Raw genomic sequence first — 21,082 nt, 5'->3', positions numbered from 1 at the left:
GTTCGTAAGGGTTGTGGACAGACCTGACCAGCGTACGCCAGGGCCTTCGGGGGTCCGCGCTCAGGCCGCGTACGCCCCGGCCAGTACGCCGAGGAAGGCGCCCGCGATCAGGAACGGCCCGAACGGGATCGCCGTCTTGCGGCCCGCGCGGCGTGCGACGAGGAGGGCGCCGCCGTAGAACGCGCCGAGCAGGAACCCGGCGAAGGTGCCCAGCATCAGCGTGGGCCAGCCGTACCAGCCGAGGACGGCACCCGCGGTGAGGGCCAGCTTCACGTCGCCGAAGCCCATGCCGGCCGGGTTGATGAGGAACAGGACGAGGTAGCCGGCGCCGAGGGCGAGGGCGCCGAGCAGGGCGGTCGTCCACTCCCCCGCGTGCTCGGGCACGAGCGCGGTGAGGCCCAGGAGGGCGAGCGCGGCGACGGCCAGCGGCAGGGTGAGGGGGTCGGGCAGCCGCCGTACCTTCAGGTCGACGGCGGCGAGCAGGACGCCCACGGGCGCGAGCAGCAGCCAGACGGCCAGCTCGGGCCGGGTGCCGGTGGCGGCGGCGAGGGCGGCGCAGACGAGCGCGGTGACGAGGGCGAGGGGGGCGGCGCGGGGGCCGTAGACCGCCTGGCCGACCGCACGGGGGCCGGAGGACGGCTCGCCGGCCGCGCGGGAGCCGAGGGACGGCTCGCCGGCCGCACGGGAGCCGAGGGACGGCTCGTCGGCCGCACGGGAGCCGAGGGACGTCTCGTCGGCCGCGCACTGCGCGCACCGGGCCCGCCCCAGCCAGCCGCGCACCGGATGCTCCCGCGGGCACCGCTCGCGCCACGCCTCCCCCGACGGAGCGGAGAAGCGGTAGGCGGCCCGGGGCAGCAGCGCGCCCGTCGCCGCGCCCCAGAGCGCGGCGACGAGGACGACCAGGAGGTCGAGGTCCATACCGACGTCCATGCGGACCACGCCGGTCGCCCGGTTCAGCCCGCTGCCGCGACGCCGTCGCGCCAGGTCGGCAGCAGTTCGTCGAGCAGCGCCTCGGTGCGCGGCGGCAGACCGCGCGCCCCGCTGCGGCCGATGAGGTCGGCGGCGAGGGCACGCAGGCGGTCGGCGTCCTCGGTGGCGTGCGTGGCGCGGAGCAGCTCGTGCCACAGGCGCTCGTCGGCCGGGGCGGTGCGCAGCGCGGCGTTCAGCGCCTCGATGGCCTTCTCCGCGCGGCCGCGCTCCAGGTGGAACTCGGAGAGCGCGAGCCCGGTGTCCGCGACGAGCAGCGGCAGCTGGGCGTCGATGATCTCGTGGGTCAGCCAGCGGTAACGGCCCTCGGGACGGTCCGCGAGCAGCGGCCCGCGCACCAGCACCAGCGCGTCCGTGAGCAGCCGGCCGCGCACCTGGCGGCTGTCGACACCGCGGCCCTGCGTGGCCTCGTAGTAGAGGGAGCGCAGGACGTCGAGGTCGGAGACGACGGACTTGGCGAGGGTGAGCCGCCCGGTGGCGTCGGTGCCGAGCCTCGGCGTGCCGTCGGGGTCGGTGCCAAGCCAGGCCCGCAGCCGCTCGAGGAGCGCGTCGCGCACGTCCTCCGTCACACCGCGCGGCCAGAGCGCGGAGGCCAGCACGCGCGGGTGAACGCCCTCGCGGTGCAGCAGGAGGAGCGCGAGCGCCTCGTGGAGCTGTGCGCTGCGGTCGCCGTCGGGGGCGTCCAGGCCGATGATCTCGTACGACCCGACGAGGCGCGCGTACACCGCGGGCCGCCCCTGCTCGCTGATGTCGACGAGGAACGGCGGGGTGTTGGCCGGTCCGCCGGGCCCGCGCTCGGGGTCGGCGTCGGTGAACAGCTCGACCACGGCCCGCTGCTGCGCGACCGGCAGCAACTGCGCCTCCAGCTCGAGCCCGAGGAGCGGGGCGAGCAGCTTCCCGTCCCCGGTGATCTCCATCTCCCAGGCGGCGCCCGGCAGGTCGGTCCCGCCGGTGCCGACGAGGTAGCCGATGCCGAGGCGGCCCGCGTCGGCGGCGAGTTCGGCGAGGCGCAGGGCGTCCTCGTCGGACGGCTGCGCGGCGAGCAGGACGAGGTGCGGTGCCCAACGCGTGTGCTGGGCAGGCCCGGTACGGCCGGTGAGTACGGAGTCGTGCCCGGCGGCACCGAGCGCGCCGCGCCGCTGCCGGGTCTCGGCGGACATGGTCTCGAAGAGGTCCTCGAAGCCGTCGAGGTGCCGTATCCGGTTGGGCGCGAGCGGGGTGAGGTCGTCCCCGAACCCGACCAGGGTGATGGTCATACGGTCCGACCATCCGTTGGTGGCCAGTTCGGCGGCGACCGACGCGAACACGGCGGCCCGGTCTGCCTCGGCGCCGCTCAGCGAGACGAGGCCGGGCACGGCCTCCAGGTTGAGCAGCAGCCGGGAGTCGTCCATGGTGCCGAGGCTGACCAGCCCCGGGTACGGGGCCGCCGTCTCGGCGTCCTCGTACCGCTCGGCGTCGGCGCGGGCCAGCATCCAGAAGGTCTGGTCCTGCCCGACCTGCCAGGGCGTAGGCGGCTTCCCGGCCGGCTGGGCCAGTTGCAGGTGGAGGTCGCCGTTGCCACCCATCCAGGCCGCGTAGACGACGGGCAGGCCGCGCGACTCGGCGGCGAGCGAGGCGGCGAGCCCGCGCAGCGAACGGTCAAGCAGGCGTACGCCGTCGGGGTCGGCGCCGATCAGCAGCGCGTCCTGGGCGTCCTGGGCGTCGCCGGTCGGGGTGGGCGGCTCCATGCCGCGCCGTCCGCCGACGGCTCCGAGCGCCGAGTGCCACAGCGCCTGCCGGCGCCGGCGGCCGAGGGCGCCGAGCAGACCGGCGGCGAGCAGCGGGGCGGCGAGCAGGGCCTCGGGGAGCCCGAAGGAGCGCCCGGACTCCTCGGCGGCGGGGGTGGCGTGCTGCCCGCCGGTGGCGGGGCCGGGTGCCGGGGTCGCCGGAGTGACGGGCGTCGCGGGGGCGGGCGCGGGCCGCTGCTCGGGGAGCGAGACGTGGGCGTCCCCGCCTCCCTGGGCTCCGCCGCCTCCCTGGGCGTGGTCGCCGCCCGTTCGCGCGTAGTCGCTGATTTGCTGCTGCACCTGTTCCGAGACGTTCGGCGCCTCGTCGGGCATCTCGACCAGTTCGCCGCCGCGGGCGTCGCCGGGCATCTCCATGATCCAGCCGGGCCGGATGAGGGACGCCTCGGACAGCTTGGACCCGTCGGGCTGCACGCGGTCCTTGTTGAGCTCGAAGATCTCCTTGTACCGGCGTCCGTCGCCGAGGTGCCGGTCGGCGACCTCCCAGAGGGAGTCGTGGTGACGCCCCTCGGGCGGCTGGATCCGGTAGTACTTCGTGTCGCCGTGCGCGGCGGAGCCACCACCGTCGGCACGGGCCGCGTCCTGCCCCGCCTGTCCGGCCTGCTCGGCGAGGGCGTTGGCGGTGGAGGCGGCCTGCTCCTGCTGCTGGGCGAAGAGACCCGGCGTCTGCTGGGCGGCGGCGACGGACGGCTTCTGGTTGCCCTCCAGGCTCTGGCCGAGCTGCGACAGCCCCGGTGTGAGGCTCGCCGCGGTGGCGCCGACGAGGAGCAGGGCGGCGACGAGCTGCCGGGCCAGCAACTGGCTGGGCCCGGATCCCGGCACCCGCCCCGGCACCCCTACGCCGGACAGCGCGGCCTTGACCTCGACGAGCACGCAGGCGGTGAACTGGGCCCAGGCGAGCCAGACGATGACGGTGAGGATGTGCAGGAAGGTCTGCACGGTGATCTCGCGCTGGAGCCAGTCGAGGCCGGGCGCCCCGTTGGGCAGCGGCCAGCCGACCGTCACGGCCAGCGCGAGCGGCACGCCGGCGACCAGCGCGAGCAGCACCACGAACGCGAGGAACGCCTTGACGAAGTCCCCGAACGACCGCCGCCGCACGCGCACGGGCTGGGGCGTGCGGTTCCTCGGCGTCGCCGGCGCCGGGGCAGCCGAGGGAGCCGTCGAGCTGCTGGAGGAGCTTGAGGTGCGGCGTCGCGGCATGGGCGGAGTCCTGGGTCGTGGTCGTGGGCGGCGAGGCCCGCCGGGGCGTTGGTATGAGGGGTGTGCTGAGCCTACAGAGATCTTATGGACTGCCGCTGACAGCGTCGAAGCCCCTATGGAAGAGGGGGAACAACTTCCGCCCGCTCCGCTCCCTTTACCCCCTTTCGCCGCCCACCTCTTCACATCCCCCACACAACCCCCCGAAACCGGTCAGGCTCCCTGCACGGCCCACTGATAGCTTCGTTCCCTGTCGCAACGCCTTACCCAGGGGGAACACCGTGGCCCGCAGAGCCGTCACCATGACCACCGCCGCCGCCTTCACCGCGACGGCAGCCCTGCTCCTGACCGCCTGCGGCGGAGGCGACGAGTCCTCGCCGGAGGACATCAAGGGGGCGGGGGGCGGGAGTCCTTCGGCGTCGGCGTCCGCCTCGGGCGGCGCGGCAGACGTGAAGCGTCCGGACGTGAGCGTGCCCGGGGACCTGAAGCTGGTCTTCGACTTCGAGGAGCCGTCGGACAAGGACCAGGCCGGGGCACTTGAGGACGCCGCCAACTACATCCGCGCGTTGGACCACGGCATCGCGCAGCAGGACGCGAACGACCCGGCATACAAGTTCTATTCCACCGGCGGCGCAGAGAAGTACGCGAAGTCGCAGATCGAGGCATGGGTGAAGGACGGCTGGACGGTCACTGGCGAGGACCGTTACTTCAATGCCGATATCGAGTCCGTGGGCCAGGGCAAATCGACACTCGTCACCTTCTGCCGCAATCAGGCGAAGTTCTATAGCAAGAAGGTCAAGACCGGAAAGATCAACTACACCGAGGAGAACCTGGACAGCTATCAGAAGTTCAGCCTGTTGATGAGTCCGTCCGAGACCTCGGCAGCCGTGTGGCAGGCACGCCAGATCGAGGTACAGGGGCGAGTTGAGGAGTGCAAGGGATGACCGCGCCTCGCCGCGCCCTGCACTGGTCGTCCGCAGCGCTGACGATTGCCCTGGTCGGCGGCGTGGCCCCCGCGGCTCATGCCAATGGAACGCCTGGCAACACCACCAGCCCTCCGGCCGAAGAGAGCCCCGGCGGCGACCGGCAAGGCAGCACCTTGCTGGCCTCGGTCTCCCAGTCCCGGATTCAGGTCACCTACCCGGACGGCCGCACCGGCAGCGGCTCCATGGAGGACCTGACCTCCGTCGACCCCAACTGGGAGCCGCCGGTCTGCTGGTACGAACCGGTGTTCAGCCCGGAACAGCTGAAGTCGGCCGTCACGAACCTGAAGAAGAACGGCGGCCTGGGAGCCGTGAACGCCCACGAGTTCTGGACCTCGGGCATCTTCGTGGACCACTACGAAGAGGGCGAGGAGCAGGACAACTTCGACGTCAACTCGTCCAAGAACACCATGGCCAAGGGCTACAAGGACTACAACACCGGCAAGGACGGGATGTTCTGGCGCAGCGTGGTCCGCAAGGGCCACGAGCAGGACACCAAGGCATGGGACTGCGGCCGCGTCATGTTCTGGCAGGACGCCGGCACCATCCCGGACGACGAACACGCCCCCGACCCGGAGACGCTCGCCGCCTACGCGTACGACCAGATCGACGTGCCCAAGACCGAGGTCGAGCTGAAGCCCCAGACGAAGTCCACGGTGAACCTGCCCACGTGGGTGTGGCTGGACAAAGGCACCTTCAAGGACGTCAAGGTCCGCGCCGAACTGCCCAACACGGGCCTGTGGGCGGAGACGACCGCCAAGCCGGTCGCCCTCCACCTGGAGCCCGGCACGGCGGACGCCGAGACCTTCCCCGCCTCCGGCGACTGCGAGATCAACGCCGACGGCTCCATCGGTATGCCGTACGCCAAGGGCAAGGCCGACGAGACCCCGCCCTGCGGCATCCGCTACCTCCGCGCCTCGAACGGCGAGCCGTACCAGCTGAAGGCGTCAATCACCTGGGAAATCTCCTGGGAAGGCACCGGCGGCGCCACGGGCGACCTCCCCGACGGCACCTTCGAGACCACGCAGGACATGAACGTCCAGGAGATCCAGTCGATCAACCGCTGAACACGTCCTCGGCCCGCTCCACCGTCAGCGCACGCCGCGCCCAGACTTCGAGCTGGTCGAGGTCATAGCAGTCGAGTACACGCTCCCGCAGAGCGAAGCACACCGGAATCTCCCGCCATTCCAGAATCCGGAGCACCATCAGGGCACGCCCCTCGATCCGGCCCTCCACCCGGCCTTCCTCGCGTACTTGCAGAGCCACGGGGTTGTCGAAGAAGTAGCGAATCTCCCTGGGCATCAGGCCCGTCCTTCGCTGAACAGATCCTCCGCACGCGTGACGTGCACGGCCCGCTGCGACCAGACCTTGAGCTGCCTCAGGTCCGTGCAGGCGAGCACACGCTCCCGCACCGCGCCGGTCACCGGGATGCCCCGCCACTCCAGAATCTCCAGCGTGATCTCGGAACGGTCCTCGGCCCGCCCTTCCTCACGACCCTCCACCCGGCCTTCCTCACGGACCTTCTCGGCCACCGGGTTGTTGAAGAAGTAGCGGATCTCCGACATCAAGTCCCTCCAGAGGTCCTTGGCCCGGGGGTCGCCCAGGCACGATTCGATGAGCTGTCCGAACACCGCCGCGCTCTCGCCGTCGACGGTCCGCAGGGCGAAAGCCAACGGTTCCAGTATGGCGGCGGCCCGTGGCCCCCGCCCGTGCGTCATGGCCGACAGCACGGCAAGCGGGACGTCCCTTTCAGCCTCCCGCTCGCTCGCGATCACCGGGACGTTGTCCGGACCGATCACCAACGGCCGCACCGTCAGCGAGTCCCACCCCGGCAGCCCCCGCCGGATGGGCTGCGCCGCCCAGCGAGCGGTCGCGCTGCTCTGCGTGATCACGAGGAGGACGGGTTCGACGCGGTACTTCGCGTACAGGTACGAGAGGTAGTACGGCCAACTGCTCCGCTTCTCCTCGTCCTTCTTCCCCTGCGCCTCGACGACGAGGAGGTACGCCCCCTCGTCCGTTTCCACCCGCATCAGCGTGTCCACCCGCCGCTCGACGGGCTCGATCTCCGTGACGTCGGTGTTCAGCACCGCGAAGTCCCGCGGCTCGGGGAACGGAACACGCAGCACGTTCTGGAACGCTCGCGTCAGCAGCGCCGGGTCCTTCTGGAAGACCCAGTGCAACGCCTCGTGCGACGAGCTGACCATCAGCTCTCCTTCCTGTACACAGCGATCAACGCGCTACGCCGCGACAAGGTCACACCACACGTACTTGCCCCGGTTGCCGCCCCTGGCCAGCGGCTGCCACCCCCACAGGTCGGCGCACGCCCGCACGAGCGCGAGCCCGCGCCCCTCCTCCGCGTCCGCGAGCGCCTCGAAGGCTGTCGGCGGCTCGGGCGGTCCCGGGTCGGCGTCCCACGCCCCGATCCGCAGCACGCCGGCCACCCACCGCACGCGCAGCGCCGCGGGGCCCGTGGTGTGCCGTACGGCGTTGGAGACCAGCTCGGTGGCGAGCAGTTCGGCGGTGTCCACGAGGCGGATGAGGCCGTGCATGGTGAGGATCAGGCGGAGGGTGCGGCGGCAGACGGTGACGGCGCGTGGGTCGTTCGGGATGTACAGGGTGTACTCCCAGGGGGTGGCCGGGTCGATGGGATCCGTTTCGGGCATGCGTGAACTCCTACAGAGTTGGGGGTCGTCGGCCGGTGGCATCGCCGCTCGTCAGCGCAGGACGAAGCGGTGCACTTCCGGCGCTCGTCAACGTCACACGGTGTGCGCGACGTCACCGACGGTATTTCCTAGTTTTAGGAAGGTACAAGCCGCTGCCGTATTCTGCCCCTCGAACGAGCTACGCGGCTGGGACAGTTGAAGCCAGGAGGCGTCGGGTTGCCGCCGAAGAGACATCTCACGGCCCGCAGGGTGCGACTGGGCACTGAACTGCGCAAACTCCGCGAGGCCATGGGCATGAAGTCCCGAGAGGCCGCCGAGCTGCTCGGCGCCGACTCGGTCCAGATGAGTCAGATCGAGTCCGGGGTGGCCGGAGTGAGCGCGAAACGCGTACGTCGGCTCGCGGCCCATTACGCCTGCACGGACGAAGGCCTGATCGAGGCCCTTGAGGCCATGGCGACCGACCGCACCCGTGGTTGGTGGGAGGACTACCGGGGCGTGCTTCCCCCGGTGTTCCTGGACACGGCCGAGGTCGAACACCATGCGACGGCGCTGCGCGAGATTGTGATCACGCACGTACCCGGCCTGCTCCAGACCCCCGACTACGCCCGCGCGGTCTACACATACATGATGCCTGGCCTGCCCGACAGCGAGCTGCTCCCTCGCGTGGAGCACCGGATGCGGCGGCGCTCGGTGATCGAGGGCGACAAGCCGACTCCGTACGACACGATCGTTCACGAATTCGCACTCAGGGTCCGCGTGGCCGACCGTCAGGTGGCGCACGCTCAGCTTCGTCAAATCCTCGCGCAAATCGAAGACGGTCACGCGAACGTACGGGTCATTCCAGCCGATCAAGACGGCTTCGCCGGCGCCGAGGCGTCGATGATGCAGGCCTGCGGCCCCGTGCCCCAGCTGGATACCGCACTCCGCGACTCCCCCACCGGCACTGCCTTCATCGATGCGGAACCACAACTGAACCAGCTTCGAACGCTGTTCCGTAAGGTGGAGCAGGCGTCGCTGAGCCCCACGGCGTCGCGAGACTTCATCCACCGGCTGACGAAGGAACTATGAGGCGATCCACGACCGAGACTCCGCGTTGGCGAAAGTCGTCGTTCTCCGGTGGCGGCGACGGCAACACCTGCGTGGAGGTCGCCCCACTGCGCAGCCTCCACGTGGCGATACGCGACTCGAAGAACCCCGCCCACGGCACCCTGACCGTCCCGCTCGCATCCTTCACCGCACTCGTGCGGAGCCTCAAGACGCCCGTCAACTGACCCCCGACAGCACGTGCACCAGGTTCATACGCGCGTTCGGAACGCACCGCATCGCACGTGTACGGGGGAGAACACGGTGTCGCACAGACCCACTGACTGGCACGTACTCGACCTGGAAGAGCAAAGTAAGACAATGATCAGGACGGTCGGCTTCTTCCGCGAGCAGGCCTCCAGTTGGGGAATCGAGAGGGAGCACTCGATTCATGACCTGGTTCGTGCGACCGGCGAGGCGGATGAAGAAGCTGTCGTCCAATACCTGGTCAGCGGTGCGGACATCTTCAGCGAGATGGGCGCAGAACTGGACATCCTGTCCACTGACTCATTCCCCATCGCAGGCGGTGCATCCCTGAAGACCGACGGCACCTGGGTATGGCGCCTCGAGCTTCCTCACTACGTGGCCTCGTACCACGTGGCCCTGCCGGAGGATTTTCTCCAGACGATCAGGTCACGCGCGTACGTCGTACCGCAACTCGATGACGAAGCCCTGTTCGCCGTCCTGGAAGAGGTGACAGGAATGGACTACCGCCAGATCCATTCTCCAAATCGGCGGGCATGCGAGTGCGCGTCGAGATCATGACCGACGGCCGCTGGGTCTGGTCCCTCGCCTGGTCGGACCACGTCCGGCACGCAGTTTCGCTCCGTTTCTCGGCCCCGGAGGTCAGTGTCGAACAGGCGCTGGAGGTCGCGCGGGCCGAGGGGATCCCGATGCCCGTGCGCGTGGTTCCGTTCGACACCTACCGCTTCGCGGGTGTCAGCGCGGCCATGACGCAGTGGGCGGTCCACCCCCTCCTGCACGCCCAATCCCAACTGGAGCGCTTCCGAAGCCGCTTTCGTAAGGTTGGCCCAGCGCACTCGACCCCACCCGAACACGGAACTTCATCCACAAGGCGTCGAAGGAACTGTGAGGCACGGCACATGACCGGACCCATACGCTGGCGGAAGGCCTCCTACTCCGAGGGCGGCGACGGCAACACCTGCGTGGAGGTCGCCCCACTGCGCAGCCGCGTGTTGATACGGGATTCGAAGAACCGCGCCCACGGCACCTTGACCGTCCCGCTCGCATCCTTCACCGCGCTCGTGCGGAGCCTCAAGACACCGGCCACCTGACCCCCACAAACACGTGCGCTAAGTTCATACGCGCGTTCTGAACGCAACGCATCGCACGTGTACGGGGGAGAACACGGTGTCGCACAGGCCCACGGACTGGCACGTACTCGATCTGGAGAGCGACCCGACGCCGGGCGACCCGCAACGCATACGCAAACTCGCCGGCACCCTGCACGACTTCGCCGACGACGTGGGCGACGTACTGCGTGATCTCAAGGGCATCGCCAAGGAGGAGGAGATCCTCTCCTGGGCGGGCAAGACCGCGGCCGTCTTCGCGGAGGAGTTCGGGGACGCCCCGAAGAAGCTGCGCAAGCTGAAGAAGTCGTACAACCTGGCGGGCGACGCGCTGACGACGTTCTGGCCCGACCTCCAGGACGCCCAGGACAAGGCCGACAAGGCGCTGCGCGACGGCCGCAAGGCACGTGAGGAACTGACCACCGCCCAGACCACGCTGACCGGCGCCGACGACTGGGTCCGCAGGGCGACGGAGAAGACCGACTCGTACGACCCCGCCAAGAACGGCGGCAAGGACGTCCCCAAGCCCGACGAGGCCGACGTCCGCCGCGCCACCCGCGACGCCCAACACGCGAAGGCCCGCCAGGCGGCGGCCGAGCGGAACGTCGAGAGTGCCCAGAGCGCCCTCGACGCGGCCAAGAAGCTCGCCGGTCAGGCCAAGGGCCTGCGCGAGGAGGCCGCCCGGCGGACCGTGACCAAACTCCGGGAAGCCTCCGACGCCGGAATTCCGAACCGGCACTGGTGGGAGGAGATCGGCGACTGGGTCACCGACAACTGGGACGAGATCGTCACCATCTGCAAGTGGGTCGTGACGATCGTCGGCATCATCGTCATGATCGTCGGTGGACCGCTGGGGTGGCTGGTCTTCGCTGCGGCGCTTGTCGTGATGGCGGACACGATAAGAAAAGTCATCAAGGGCGAGGCCGGGTGGGGGGATCTCCTATGGGCAGCCCTGGACTGTATACCCGCCACAAAGGGCTTCACCAGCCTCGCCAAGCTCGGCAAGCTTTGGAAGGCGGGCGGGCTCAAGTCACTCGGCGCCGGATTCATGGGCGGGATCGGCGGCGGCCTCAAGAATTTGGCGGCCTCATTCCGGGGAATGCGCGATGGAGTCACGCGGCTGGTACAGGTCGAGCGTCTCCTGCAAACGGGAGGAGCCCTGCGTCGCGTACGTGGCGACGTGGACTTCGTCACCGACTGGGCGGACGAAGCATACGATGTAATCCGCGGTTCCGACGACATCGACAACGTGGCCAGGACTGCTGCCGATCACGGGTTCTCCCGATCCGAGGTCGAACAGATCAAGAATCATCTCTTTCACGAGGAGCATCTCCTCGACAGTTACGGCGACGCCTACACGGCGAGATTCGACGCCAATCCACGTATCGCAGAGGCTTGGCAGCGACTCGACAGCGGCAATCCGCACCCTGCCGACATCGATCTCCTACGGCACGAGCTACACGAGTCCAACCACATGCGGGACACCGGAAACCAGAGTTACAGCACCGCCCACAAAGCCACGATCGACGCTGGCTACACTTGGGATCAAGCAGCCGCAGCCCGTGACGGTCACGGGCGACCGGTCGGAGTAGGAGAATGACGATGGCTCACTCTTTCCAACTGAAGCTGACGTCAGATGGAACGTCTCCGCATCTCTACCGGGCGCTTGTCGACGGCACCACGGAAACCTTCATCATCCTGAACGAGGAATCTGCAACCGTGAACCTCGCAGATCCTGATGGAAATATCTCGGGTGGCATGCAGTTGTCGATTCCGGGCGGTCAATTCAAGCTCGCGGGCGAGAACCCGGCCGGATCCACTTCGCTCGCAGTGGAGGACTTCAAGTTGCTGGCGGCACACCTCGTCTCCCAGTGGAGGAAGCAAGGTAAGGCACCGGCTGAAATCCGGAAGTTCTTTTCCTGATCTATCACCGTTCCAGCAGAAGAGCAGCAATGACCTCAAAGCCAAGTCCGCCAGACGGATTCTCTCTTTCCGTTCCGGATACGTGGTGGGAGTTCGATATCCGCCCAGAGGGCCGCGAAGCGACCATTCGCAGACTCGTGGACGAGCGCTCACGGATGTTTCCCGAGCTAGCACCGTATCGGGCCGATCTGACCACGATGCTCCGCAAGATGGCCAACGACGCACACGAGTCAGGCGCTCAGTACATGGGGTGCATGGCGGAGAACTTCGAAGCCGTACCCCTGTCCGCGACCGTCACGGTGTCCATCGTCGGGGCCAAGAGCGACCATGGCGCCGCCCTCTCCACCGACCCCCGCGCCATCGCCGAAAGCCTGCGGACCATCACCCCCCGCCGCGAGGGCGATGCCTGGCGGAAGGTGACGACCGTCGACATTCCGGATGTCGGGCCGGTCGCCCGGACCTACGGTGTGGAGGACGTGCCCGTCGCGCAGGGCGACAGCCGTACCCTTCGTATGGTGCTGACGCAGACGTACATCCCGGTGCCGGGAACCACCGACCAGGTCGTCCTCGTCTCCGGGGCCAGCCCGGTGCTGGATCTCGCCGAGGCGTTCCACGACGTCTTCGATGCTGTGACCGGCACGTTCCGGTTCGTCTGACCCGACCGCAGAGAGGACTTCGCGCATGGCCAAGAGCGACCTCGCGATCCCGCTGACCGAGCTGGAGGACTACGGGCGCCAGTTGCGGTCTCTCAAGACCCGCCTCAACCACACCAAGAAGCTCTTCGAGTCCTACAAGGACGACATCGGCGACGGCAGCGTCAACGACGCCCTCGGCGACTTCGAGTCCAACTGGGAGGACGGGCGCGAGGACATCACCCAGCAGCTCGACGCGCTCGGCGACATGTCCGACGCCGTGGTCCGCGAGTTCAAGAAGCTCGACGACGAGCTGACCAAGCAGGTCAACAAAGCCGTGAAGACGGAGGACAAGCGGGGCGGGAAGGGCGGCGGCAGGTAAGCCGGACCGGGGGTCACAGGTGGAGCGTGCGGGCGATGGCGTCCACGACGGCCTCCAGCGGTTCGTCCAGCACCGGTTCCGTCCAGGACGCCAGCAGAGTGACGGCGGCGTCCGTCGTCGGCGGACGGACGCCGTAGAACAGGGTGCGGACCACGGGGCGCGGGCCGAGGAGGCGCTTCCTCTCCTCGATCAGGTTCTGCCGGATGCGGACCGCGTCGCCCAGCGGCAGCCGGAGTTCGCGGACGTCCGGCTCGCCGAAGTCGCGCGCCGACATGTGCTCCGTGAGCAACCCGAGGGTGACCTCGGGGAAGGTGCCGTCCGGATGGATCGCGTCGAGTTCGAGAACGGCGGCGACGGTGTGGTGCCCGCTGATGTACCAGCCGAACGCTCCCAGCGGCTCACGCGTACGGCTGTCCGCCGCGGCACGCCTCAGGTCGCGGGCCAGGAGCCGGGCGCTGCCCTTCTCCCCGTCGCGCTCGTACCGTTCGGCGAGGTCGGCCGCCTGGTGCTTCGCCCAGTAGTCCAGGTCCAGCGTCCCTGCGACGGGGAACGCCACCCAGTCCTCCGAGCACTCCAGGCCCAGGTTCGAGAGATCGTCAGTGGTCACGGCGGCGGTCACTCCGTCCAGGTCAGCGAGCCCGCGATCGCGTCGAAGAGGCCGGCCATGGCGTCGGCGATCGGTTCCAGGGGCGTGGAGAAGGTGAGCAGGAGGAACGCGGCCGTGCCGGGCACGGGCACGTGGTATTCCACGGAGACGGAGACGGATGCGTGCTCGGCGCTCGCGCCGCTGTCCGGCGAGGGCTGCTTCGTGCGTCTGCGCACGCGTACGGCGGCTCCGGCGGCCACTTCCTCGACGCTCACCTCCGGGGTCTCTCCCGGCTCGGCCTCCGCTGCCAGGGCTCGGGCCAGGTCCTCCGGCGGCAGCGGCTCGGCATGGCGCAGCGGCGCCAGAGTGACCAGCAGCGAGGCGGGCACGGTGAAGGGGCCCGCCTCCTGGAGACTGAGGTAGAGCTCGATGCCCCCGCTGCGGTAAGCCTTGGCGGCGCGGCGGCGCAGGTCCGTGCGCAACTCCTCCTTGAGATGCGGGGCGTTGTCGATTCCGTTGAACTGGCGCTCCACCAGCGCGTCGACCGACCTGTTCCGCACGTCGGGGTCGAGCAGGATCCGGAACCAGCCGTCGGGCAGCAGCAGACGGTAGTCGGCGGGGGCCGTGTCGTTCTCGATGGGTGTCATCCGGAAACCTCGCTGGACGTCCGCTGCGACCCGAGTGACCGGAGCGGCCTGTCGAGCCGGAAACGGCTGGTCAGTTGATGAACGGCGTACGGCGTCGCCTGCAGGACCAGGCCGAATGCCCCCATGAGCACCGCGGCCAGCGACGCCTCGGGGTGCTCATCGGAGATGCCCAGTCCCTGCACCACGGAGAAAACCGACGCGAAGGCCATGACGGCCGTCGACGACACTCCGGCGATGGTGCCGGGGAAGCGCGACACGCGACGGGCCGCACCGGCCGACTCCGGCAGCATCCGCAGGCCCAGGACAGGCCCCTTCGGCCAGAGCGTCTTCGGGCCCAGGCGGCGTTCGGACACCGTCAGCCCGGCGGCGCGGCGCAGCCGTGACCAGCCCTCGGCGCCCGACTCGCCGGCGAACCAGAGGTCCCACGGGAGCACGGCCCGCACCTGTTCCCCCGGGCCCCGCACCTCCACCCCGAGCGGAGCGCCGGTGTGGGCGTTCACCCGGGCAAGGCTCCGCACGGCGTGCGGCCCCTTCAGCGGGAACCAGTACTCCTGCCCGCCCAGGTCCCGCAGGACGAGATCCGCGTCCTGTACGCGCAGTTCCGTGTCCCGGCGGAACCTGACGGTCGCACCGCGCCCCGGTGCGGGCGCCGGGGCGACGCGCTCGCGGACGGCTGGAGCGTGCCGGTCACGGCGCAGCGCCGTCCAGACCCGAAGCGCGATCCGGGCGAGCGGGGCCGCGAACGCGGTGGACGCCAGGAGGAGTACGGCCCACGCCGGGGCGGTGTCGGAGAAGACGAGGAACGTGAACACGGCGAACCAGGTGATCCCGGCGGCGGCGCGGAGCGCCCAGTACCAGAACGGGAAATCGCCACCCGGCCCGAGCCGGACGCCTCCGCCGCCCGGCGCCACCAGCGGATCGTTTCTGTCCCGGACCACGTGCAGGGGAATGCTGGCGGCCTTGAGCAGCGGGGCCACCCCCGAGCGGCCGAGGAGGTGCTCGCCCTGAACGAATCGTTTGGGCAGCACCGGAGACTCGGGCAGCCACTGCTCCACGTCGAGCCGGGCGATCAGACCACCATCCCGGTCCTGCAGCTGGAGCTCGCCCCAGGAGCCGGGGATCGGGGGCCCCATACGCTCCATGTCCGCACCGGGAACGTCCACGAAGACCGCCCGCGCGATGCCCGCACCACCCACCGGAAGGCGGCGGGTACGGCGACGGGTGCGCAGCACCAGCGCGCCGTCCTCGGCGAAGAGCCGGGACACCCGGCAGCGCTCCAGTCCCGGACCGCGTGAGGCGGCCGGACGGAGCGCGGGCTCGGGGGGCAGCGCGGGATCGGGGGGCGGCGTCATCCCGTAGCCCCCTCGTACAGGGACGTGACCGCGCCGTAGGCGCCCTCGGAACCGGCGGCCACACCCGTGGCCGTGGCACCGGCCCACACATTGGTCTGGCCGGAGAAGTTGTTCAGGGCGCTGCTGACCGCCGGCATCTGCGTCGCGGCGGGTGCGATGCCGTCGAGGTCGGCGGCCGCCCTGGCCAGGTCGGGATCGAGGGTGCCCGCCGAACGGGGCGCGGCCATGCCCTGGACACCCTCGCGCCACCCCTGCCTGGAGAACGCGTTGCCGATGGACTTCACGCCGTCGACGCTATCGCGGTAGAGGGAGACGGGGCTGAACCCCTCCTTCAGGTTGCTCCAGGTGGGCAGCTTCCCCTTGGGCATGGCGGCCATCGCCCGTGCGGCGTCCTTGCCGCGGATGGCGCCCTGCGCGCCCCGGTTGGCGAGGTTCCACGCCTTGTTGGTCTTCATTCCGGAGGCCACGGCGTTCTTGTAGAGGTTGCTCCGCGCGAGCGCCTTGCTGCCGGCCGCGACGCCCTTGGCTCCCGCCATCGCCGCGCGTCCGAGGCCGAAGGTGGCGACGCCGACGGCGTCCAGGATCACCGACTTCCAGCTGCCCTCACCGCCGAGCGCCAGTACCAGGTCGGTCGCGAGGGCGACGACGCTGGCCAGCAGGGCGACGGCGTTGGCGACGACGGCGATGGCCTGGCCGATGACCGGGATCCAGCCCAGGGCGAGCGCCGCCACGCCTGCCCACAGCGCGATACGGCCCGCCCATTTGGAGATCTGGGTGAGCCAGCCGGCGTTCTCGTGGACCCAGTTCTTGAACTTGTCCGTCCAGCCGTCCTTGAGACCGTCGTTCTCGATGACGTCGTGGATGGCGTCCGCCGCCCGGCTCGCGGCGGCGTCGCGGACCTCCTTGGCGGCGCGCAGCGCCTCCTTGGCCGCGGACAGCGCCGACGAGGCGGTCTCCTGCTGCTCCTTGTACTTCTTGGTGTCGGGATCGTCCTTGGGTACGTCGTCGGGCTGCCCGTCCAGTGACCGCTGCGCGGCGCGGTCGTCCTCGTCGGCGGCCTCGGCGTCGTGCAACGCCTTGTCGGCCATCTGCTGTGCCCGGTGCAGCTCCGAGGCGTACTCCGTGCTGCACACCCCGTCCACGACGCGCGTACCGAGTGCGTCGGCGGCCTCGTCGTACCGCTTGAACGCCTTGCGGAGCTTGTCACCGGCGCCCTCGGCCGCTCCGCGGAACTCGGTGGCCGCCTTGCCCTTCCAGTTCTCGACGGAGGCCAGTTCCTTGATCTCCCGGGCCTCTTTCTCGATGGCCTCGGCGGTCTTGCGCAGCTGCCGGCCGAGCCGGGCCACCTCCTCGGGATCGCCGGGTATCGGGTCGGATGCCTCGTCGAGCACCGCCCAGCGGTGGGCTGCGGGGCGCGTCACCTGCCCGCCTCCTTCCTGCCGCCCTTCGCCTCCCGGTCCGCGCGGCGCAGCGCCTCCGCCAGCTCGTGGTCGATCTTGTCGTACGCGTCCGCCGCGCCCTTGGTGATCCCGTGCAGCTTCTCCAGCTCGTCCGTCAGCTGTCTGCGATGGATCTTCCAGTTGCTGCCGAACTTCTCGAAGGCGTCGAGGATCTTCTCCGACCCGATCTCGCCGACGCCGTACCCCTCCGCCGGATTGGCCCGTTCGGCGAACGTTCCCCGGATGCGGCTCAGAGCCCGGGCGCACTCCCGGATCCGGTCGATGTCGGCTTCCTGATCACCCATGCTCTCCTCCTCCGCGCAACGTCAGCGCCCGCCGGCCCCGGTTCCGGGGTCAGCCCACCTGGTTCTCCGCCACCGCCTGCCCATGCACGACCACGTCGCCGCCGTAGAACATGCCGGTGAAGACCGGGGAGTACGTGAGCTGGACCTCGACCTCGACCTGGGCCGCGTCGGCCGTGACGCAGTACGTCGCGGCGATGTCCGCGCCGGTCATGTCCATCTCCGCGGCGAAGGCCTTCACGCGGGCGTCGCAGTTCTCGTAGTTGATGGGGGCGGGGCCGCCCACGTCGTCGTAGAGGGCCTCGCGGTCGATGTCCTGGGCTGCGTAGCGGGCGGCCTGTTCGGCGATGTCCGCGGCGCGTTCGCGCTTCGAGATGGACATGCCGCCGTCGATGACGAAGGCGGAGAGGGAGAGGAAGACCAGGGCGAAGATGATGACCGCGCCGGCGCCCGAGCCGCGGTCGTCCAGGTGGGCGCGCCGGGCGGCGAGCCATTGCCGTACGGGAGATCTCACGCGGTCCTCCGGTACGGGTCCAGCGGGGAGCTGAAGGTCGCCGACAGGGTGGTCGGGACGTTCAGGCCGATCGAGGCCAGGCCGCGTACCTCGCAGCTCACCTCGACCGTGAAGAGGGTGTCCGGCTCGAAGCCCGCGCTCTTCTGGACGACCGAGACGGGGCCGGAGCAGACGTCCGTGAGGTTGGACTCCGCCGCCTTCCTCGCCTCCGCGATGGCCGTGCCGTGGTCCTTCTGGATCGAGCCCGCGCGGGCGGCGTCCCGCGCCGCGCCGTCGAGTGCGCCCCGGCCGTCGACCAACTGGCCGAAGGCCACCAGGACCAGGATGAAGAGGATCATCACCGGGGCGAGGATGACCACCTCGATGGTGGACAGGCCCTCGTCCGTCGCGGGCCGACGGCGGCTCTTCGTGATGCGGGAGAGGTTCATCTAGTTCTCCCCCTCCTGCACGAAGCGTTCCACCGGGCCCACCGACTGCGCGTGCACCGTCAGGTCCAGGCCCGGGAACACCGTCGGGATGCGCGCCGTGATCTCCACGCCGACCGTGTCCTGCTCCGGCTGGAGCAGCTTCACGTCCGGGGACAGGACCAGCTGCGGGCCGAGTTGACGGATGTAGCTGTCGACGACGTCCTGGGCCTCGCCGCGCCAGCCGCCGGGCTGGGCGTCAGCCGTGGCGCGGGCCTTGCGCGCGCCCGCCTGGGCCGCCGCCTGCGCCACGTGGTCGGCGAAGAAGTACAGCCCGAACTGCACCGTCGCGAAGATCATGAAGAACAGCACCGGCGTGAGCAGCACGAACTCGATCGCGGTCATGCCCGAGTCGTCGCCACGGGTGGCCGCGGCGTCCCGCGCGGTCTCCACTCTGCGGCGTACCCGTCTGCGTACGCCCCCCAAGGCGCCGCCGAGTACACCGCGTACGCCGAGCACGCCGCGCGCGGCACCCGGCATCCCCGTCCCCGTCCGTCCCGTCACATCGTCCCCGTCAGCGCCGTACGTCGGCCGGTCAGCAGGTCTTGCCCGCGTCCGCGCCCTTGATGCAGTCGCCGACCTTGTTGGCGCCGTCGCTGAGCGCGGCGTTGATGATGGCGGCCACCACGCCGACGATCGCGACGACGACCGCGGAGATGATGACCCACTCGACGGCGGACGCGCCGCGGTCCAGTTCGCCGGAGCGGGCGCGGTCCACGCGGGCCCGCAGGAAGGTGATCAGGAAGTCCACGGGCACGATGCCGGTGGTGCCGGTGCGGAGGTTGCGTCCGTTCATGGTGAGTCTGTCCTCTCGTGTCGGTTCTGGGAGCGATGCGGCCCGGAGTGGCCTGCGGCTGGCGTCACTGGCTTCGGCGGCGTCACACCTGGAACACCCGCATCGCCGCGGGATAGATCAGGAACACCAGGAACCCGGCGCACAGCAGGAGCTGCGCCACGAGCATCGACTGGGACTTCTCGCCTGCGCTGCCCTCGATCTCGGACAGTTCGCGGTGGCGCATGGTCTCGGCGCGGGAGGCCAGGGACTCCCGGACCTTCGCGCCGTCGTCCGCCACCAGGGCGAGCGAGGCGGAGAGGTCCTTGAGTTCCTCGACGCCCAGGTCCTCGCCGAGCTGGCCCAGCGCCTGCCACTGGCTGATGCCGGTGATGCGCGCGTCGGCCAGGGCGTTGCGGATGCGGTGGGTCGCCCAGCCGTCCGACACCTCCGCCGCCGCCATCAGGGCCTCGGGCAGACCGCGTCCGCCGGCCAGGCTCATGGAGACCAGGTCCAGGTACGCGCCGATGACGCGCCGCAGGTCACGGCGCTTCTCGGCGGCGTCCCTGCGGACCTCCAGGTCGGGCAGGAAGAAGAAGAGCGCCGCGCAGAGCAGGGCCAGCCAGACCGGGATGATCGGACTGTCGCCGAAGCCCAGCGTCCATACGATCGCGAAGAGGAACGGGCCGAAGAACAGACCGCCCGCCGCCAGCAGCGCCTTCGTCGCCAGGAACTTCTCCCAGCTGCGGTCCAGCACCGCCAGGTCCGCGCGCAGCGAGCGCTGCTCCCAGCCCTGCTGGAGGTACAACTCGGCGACGCGCGCGCCGACCTGGGCCCGCAGCGAGCCGAGGCGGCTGGTGTCCTGCGCCGCCCGCGACGACCCGTACGCCGCCCCGCGCGCTCGCATGGCGTCGATCCGGGCGACCTGCTGGATCGGGCTGCGTCTGCTCGGCATCAGTGCGCGGACCAGGGCGTAGATGCCCAGGCCGATGACGGCGCCGACCAGGACCGGCATGGTCAGGTTCATCGTCGTACCCCCTCGTCACCAGACGCCTGCGACGGCTGTGCCGGTTGCGGCAGTCGCTGCGCGGGCTGACCCGGCTGGCCCGGCAGGCCGGAGTTGCCCTGCTGACCCGGGGTGCGCGGGCGCACGAACTGCACATCCGAGCCGTCCCGGACCAGGAAGCGCTCCGGCGTCTCGATGGTCGACAGCTTGCGCAGCCACCAGAAGCCCAGCGCGAACAGCCCGCACACGCAGGCCAGCACGAGCTGGCCGACGGGCGAACCGTACGGCTCGACGAAGTCACGGTTGAAGACGGACAGGCCGAGGACGAACAGCACCGACACCGCGACGACGATCTGCACCGAACGGCGGGTCGACGCGCGCTGCGCCATCACGCGCTGGCGCATGTCGACCTCCTCGCGGGCCGACTTGGCGAGCGCGCCGAGGACCTGCCGCAGACCGGGGCCGCGCAGCCGGGCGTTGAGGATCAGCGCCGCGACGATGATGTCGGCGGACGCGTCGTTGATCTCGTCGGCCAGGTGCTGGAGCGCGTCCGGCAGCGGGGTGCGCGAGCGCAGCCGGTCGACCAGGGAGTCCAGGTGGGGGCGGAGTACGGGCGCGGCGGCGCGGGCCGAGGCAGGGATGGCCTGCTCCAGGCCGACCGCGCCGGCGATGGTGTCGCGCAGCGACTCGGTCCAGGAGGCGAGGGCCTCCACCCGCTTCATGGCGGCGCGTTCTTCGGCGGCGCCGCCGAAGAGGCGGTCCCAGAAGAAGACGAGGACGCCGGCCGCGATGCCCAGCACCGCCCAGCGGGTGAGCAGCAGGACGACCAGGCCGACGATGGCCGCGAGGGAGCCGCGCCGGCCCGCCCAGCGGATGAGTTCGTTGGCGCGCTCGCTCGCCTGCCGCTTCTCGTGCTCGGGCTTGACGGGCAGTCCGCGTACGGCGACGAGGAACAGGGCGAGGCCGCCGCCGACGGCGACTCCGCAGCCGATCGAGTAGAGGACGGTCGTGGAGAACAGGCCGCCCATGGAGCCGAGCGAGTCGAGGGCCGCGAGG

At 70.2% G+C, this 21,082-nt stretch carries 26 protein-coding genes; 10 read left to right on the top strand and 16 right to left on the bottom strand.

The window, feature by feature from the left end; all coding sequences use genetic code 11:
- Positions 1–60 precede the first annotated feature (60 nt).
- Together ACGF3J_RS17970 and ACGF3J_RS17965 are read right to left on the bottom strand one after the other, a co-directional pair.
- On the bottom strand, positions 61–918 hold the full coding sequence (locus tag ACGF3J_RS17970) for a prepilin peptidase (RefSeq protein WP_161329216.1): 858 nt from the start codon (positions 916–918) through the stop codon (positions 61–63).
- 35 nt (positions 919–953) lie between these two features.
- Complete coding sequence (locus tag ACGF3J_RS17965) at positions 954–3,971, bottom strand: BTAD domain-containing putative transcriptional regulator (RefSeq protein WP_393854266.1); 3,018 nt, start codon at positions 3,969–3,971, stop codon at positions 954–956.
- Between the two features lie 278 nt (positions 3,972–4,249).
- Here ACGF3J_RS17965 and ACGF3J_RS17960 point away from each other — a divergent pair, with 278 nt between their 5' ends.
- The gene (locus ACGF3J_RS17960) at positions 4,250–4,912 is read left to right on the top strand and encodes a hypothetical protein (RefSeq protein ID WP_161326748.1); all 663 of its coding nucleotides are present in this window, start codon (positions 4,250–4,252) and stop codon (positions 4,910–4,912) included.
- Positions 4,909–6,018 carry a hypothetical protein gene (locus tag ACGF3J_RS17955; protein ID WP_161326749.1) on the top strand — a complete coding sequence of 370 codons (1,110 nt, stop codon included), beginning with the start codon at positions 4,909–4,911 and terminating at the stop codon, positions 6,016–6,018. The genes ACGF3J_RS17960 and ACGF3J_RS17955 overlap by 4 nt, the downstream gene beginning before the upstream one ends.
- On the opposite strand, the gene ACGF3J_RS17950 is transcribed toward ACGF3J_RS17955, so the two are convergent.
- From ACGF3J_RS17950 to ACGF3J_RS17940, 3 genes are read right to left on the bottom strand one after another with little or no spacing between them, the layout of a single operon-like run.
- Entirely contained in the window at positions 6,008–6,253 is a 246-nt protein-coding gene (locus tag ACGF3J_RS17950; protein ID WP_161326750.1) for a hypothetical protein, read from the bottom strand. The genes ACGF3J_RS17955 and ACGF3J_RS17950 overlap by 11 nt on opposite strands.
- Positions 6,253–7,155 carry a hypothetical protein gene (locus ACGF3J_RS17945; RefSeq protein WP_161326751.1) on the bottom strand — a complete coding sequence of 301 codons (903 nt, stop codon included), beginning with the start codon at positions 7,153–7,155 and terminating at the stop codon, positions 6,253–6,255. The genes ACGF3J_RS17950 and ACGF3J_RS17945 overlap by 1 nt, the downstream gene beginning before the upstream one ends.
- A 33-nt stretch (positions 7,156–7,188) precedes the next feature.
- Positions 7,189–7,614, bottom strand: a complete 426-nt coding sequence (locus ACGF3J_RS17940; protein ID WP_161326752.1) for an ATP-binding protein — start codon at positions 7,612–7,614, stop codon at positions 7,189–7,191.
- Positions 7,615–7,830: 216 nt separating this feature from the next.
- Between ACGF3J_RS17940 and ACGF3J_RS17935 the strand changes: the two genes are divergently transcribed.
- The 8 genes from ACGF3J_RS17935 to ACGF3J_RS17900 all read left to right on the top strand — a co-directional run bounded on the left by ACGF3J_RS17935 (position 7,831) and on the right by ACGF3J_RS17900 (position 12,944).
- Positions 7,831–8,682, top strand: coding sequence for a helix-turn-helix transcriptional regulator (locus ACGF3J_RS17935; protein ID WP_161326753.1), 852 nt, complete (start codon positions 7,831–7,833; stop codon positions 8,680–8,682).
- Entirely contained in the window at positions 8,679–8,885 is a 207-nt protein-coding gene (locus ACGF3J_RS17930; RefSeq protein WP_161326754.1) for a DUF397 domain-containing protein, read from the top strand. The genes ACGF3J_RS17935 and ACGF3J_RS17930 overlap by 4 nt, the downstream gene beginning before the upstream one ends.
- A 133-nt stretch (positions 8,886–9,018) precedes the next feature.
- Positions 9,019–9,462, top strand: coding sequence for a hypothetical protein (locus ACGF3J_RS17925; RefSeq protein ID WP_161326755.1), 444 nt, complete (start codon positions 9,019–9,021; stop codon positions 9,460–9,462).
- Positions 9,463–9,800: 338 nt separating this feature from the next.
- Positions 9,801–9,992 carry a DUF397 domain-containing protein gene (locus tag ACGF3J_RS17920; RefSeq protein ID WP_161326756.1) on the top strand — a complete coding sequence of 64 codons (192 nt, stop codon included), beginning with the start codon at positions 9,801–9,803 and terminating at the stop codon, positions 9,990–9,992.
- 76 nt (positions 9,993–10,068) lie between these two features.
- Positions 10,069–11,607, top strand: a complete 1,539-nt coding sequence (locus tag ACGF3J_RS17915; RefSeq protein ID WP_346345961.1) for a putative T7SS-secreted protein — start codon at positions 10,069–10,071, stop codon at positions 11,605–11,607.
- A 2-nt stretch (positions 11,608–11,609) separates the two neighbouring features.
- Complete coding sequence (locus ACGF3J_RS17910; protein WP_161326757.1) at positions 11,610–11,930, top strand: hypothetical protein; 321 nt, start codon at positions 11,610–11,612, stop codon at positions 11,928–11,930.
- Positions 11,931–11,959: 29 nt separating this feature from the next.
- Complete coding sequence (locus ACGF3J_RS17905) at positions 11,960–12,586, top strand: hypothetical protein (RefSeq protein ID WP_161326758.1); 627 nt, start codon at positions 11,960–11,962, stop codon at positions 12,584–12,586.
- A gap of 25 nt (positions 12,587–12,611) precedes the next feature.
- Entirely contained in the window at positions 12,612–12,944 is a 333-nt protein-coding gene (locus ACGF3J_RS17900) for a hypothetical protein (RefSeq protein ID WP_161326759.1), read from the top strand.
- A 13-nt stretch (positions 12,945–12,957) separates the two neighbouring features.
- Here ACGF3J_RS17900 and ACGF3J_RS17895 read toward each other — a convergent pair whose 3' ends face one another.
- From ACGF3J_RS17895 to ACGF3J_RS17845, 11 genes are all read right to left on the bottom strand, one after another.
- Positions 12,958–13,551 (bottom strand): hypothetical protein, encoded by a 594-nt coding sequence (locus ACGF3J_RS17895; RefSeq protein WP_161326760.1) that lies wholly within the window; start codon positions 13,549–13,551, stop codon positions 12,958–12,960.
- An 8-nt stretch (positions 13,552–13,559) separates the two neighbouring features.
- Positions 13,560–14,177 carry a hypothetical protein gene (locus ACGF3J_RS17890; RefSeq protein WP_161326761.1) on the bottom strand — a complete coding sequence of 206 codons (618 nt, stop codon included), beginning with the start codon at positions 14,175–14,177 and terminating at the stop codon, positions 13,560–13,562.
- Positions 14,174–15,529 carry a hypothetical protein gene (locus tag ACGF3J_RS17885; RefSeq protein ID WP_161326762.1) on the bottom strand — a complete coding sequence of 452 codons (1,356 nt, stop codon included), beginning with the start codon at positions 15,527–15,529 and terminating at the stop codon, positions 14,174–14,176. Before ACGF3J_RS17885 ends, ACGF3J_RS17890 begins: the two co-directional genes overlap by 4 nt.
- On the bottom strand, positions 15,526–16,950 hold the full coding sequence (locus ACGF3J_RS17880; RefSeq protein WP_161326763.1) for a putative T7SS-secreted protein: 1,425 nt from the start codon (positions 16,948–16,950) through the stop codon (positions 15,526–15,528). The genes ACGF3J_RS17885 and ACGF3J_RS17880 overlap by 4 nt, the downstream gene beginning before the upstream one ends.
- Positions 16,947–17,273: a hypothetical protein gene (locus ACGF3J_RS17875; protein ID WP_161326764.1), complete on the bottom strand. Its 327-nt coding sequence runs from the start codon at positions 17,271–17,273 to the stop codon at positions 16,947–16,949. The genes ACGF3J_RS17880 and ACGF3J_RS17875 overlap by 4 nt, the downstream gene beginning before the upstream one ends.
- Positions 17,274–17,322: 49 nt before the next feature.
- Positions 17,323–17,784, bottom strand: a complete 462-nt coding sequence (locus ACGF3J_RS17870; RefSeq protein ID WP_161326765.1) for a pilus assembly protein TadG-related protein — start codon at positions 17,782–17,784, stop codon at positions 17,323–17,325.
- Complete coding sequence (locus ACGF3J_RS17865) at positions 17,781–18,212, bottom strand: TadE/TadG family type IV pilus assembly protein (RefSeq protein ID WP_161326766.1); 432 nt, start codon at positions 18,210–18,212, stop codon at positions 17,781–17,783. Before ACGF3J_RS17865 ends, ACGF3J_RS17870 begins: the two co-directional genes overlap by 4 nt.
- Complete coding sequence (locus ACGF3J_RS17860; RefSeq protein ID WP_393854265.1) at positions 18,213–18,728, bottom strand: TadE family protein; 516 nt, start codon at positions 18,726–18,728, stop codon at positions 18,213–18,215.
- Between the two features lie 55 nt (positions 18,729–18,783).
- Positions 18,784–19,044: a hypothetical protein gene (locus tag ACGF3J_RS17855; protein WP_030145342.1), complete on the bottom strand. Its 261-nt coding sequence runs from the start codon at positions 19,042–19,044 to the stop codon at positions 18,784–18,786.
- Between the two features lie 82 nt (positions 19,045–19,126).
- Positions 19,127–20,047: a type II secretion system F family protein gene (locus tag ACGF3J_RS17850; protein ID WP_161326767.1), complete on the bottom strand. Its 921-nt coding sequence runs from the start codon at positions 20,045–20,047 to the stop codon at positions 19,127–19,129.
- Complete coding sequence (locus ACGF3J_RS17845; protein WP_161326781.1) at positions 20,044–21,054, bottom strand: type II secretion system F family protein; 1,011 nt, start codon at positions 21,052–21,054, stop codon at positions 20,044–20,046. Before ACGF3J_RS17845 ends, ACGF3J_RS17850 begins: the two co-directional genes overlap by 4 nt.
- Positions 21,055–21,082: the final 28 nt, after the last annotated feature.

It is taken from the genome of Streptomyces sp. NPDC048171 (genome assembly GCF_043202655.1).
In the GTDB taxonomy this organism is placed as follows: Bacteria; Actinomycetota; Actinomycetes; order Streptomycetales; family Streptomycetaceae; genus Streptomyces.
This window is presented reverse-complemented; position numbering and strand designations above follow the sequence as displayed.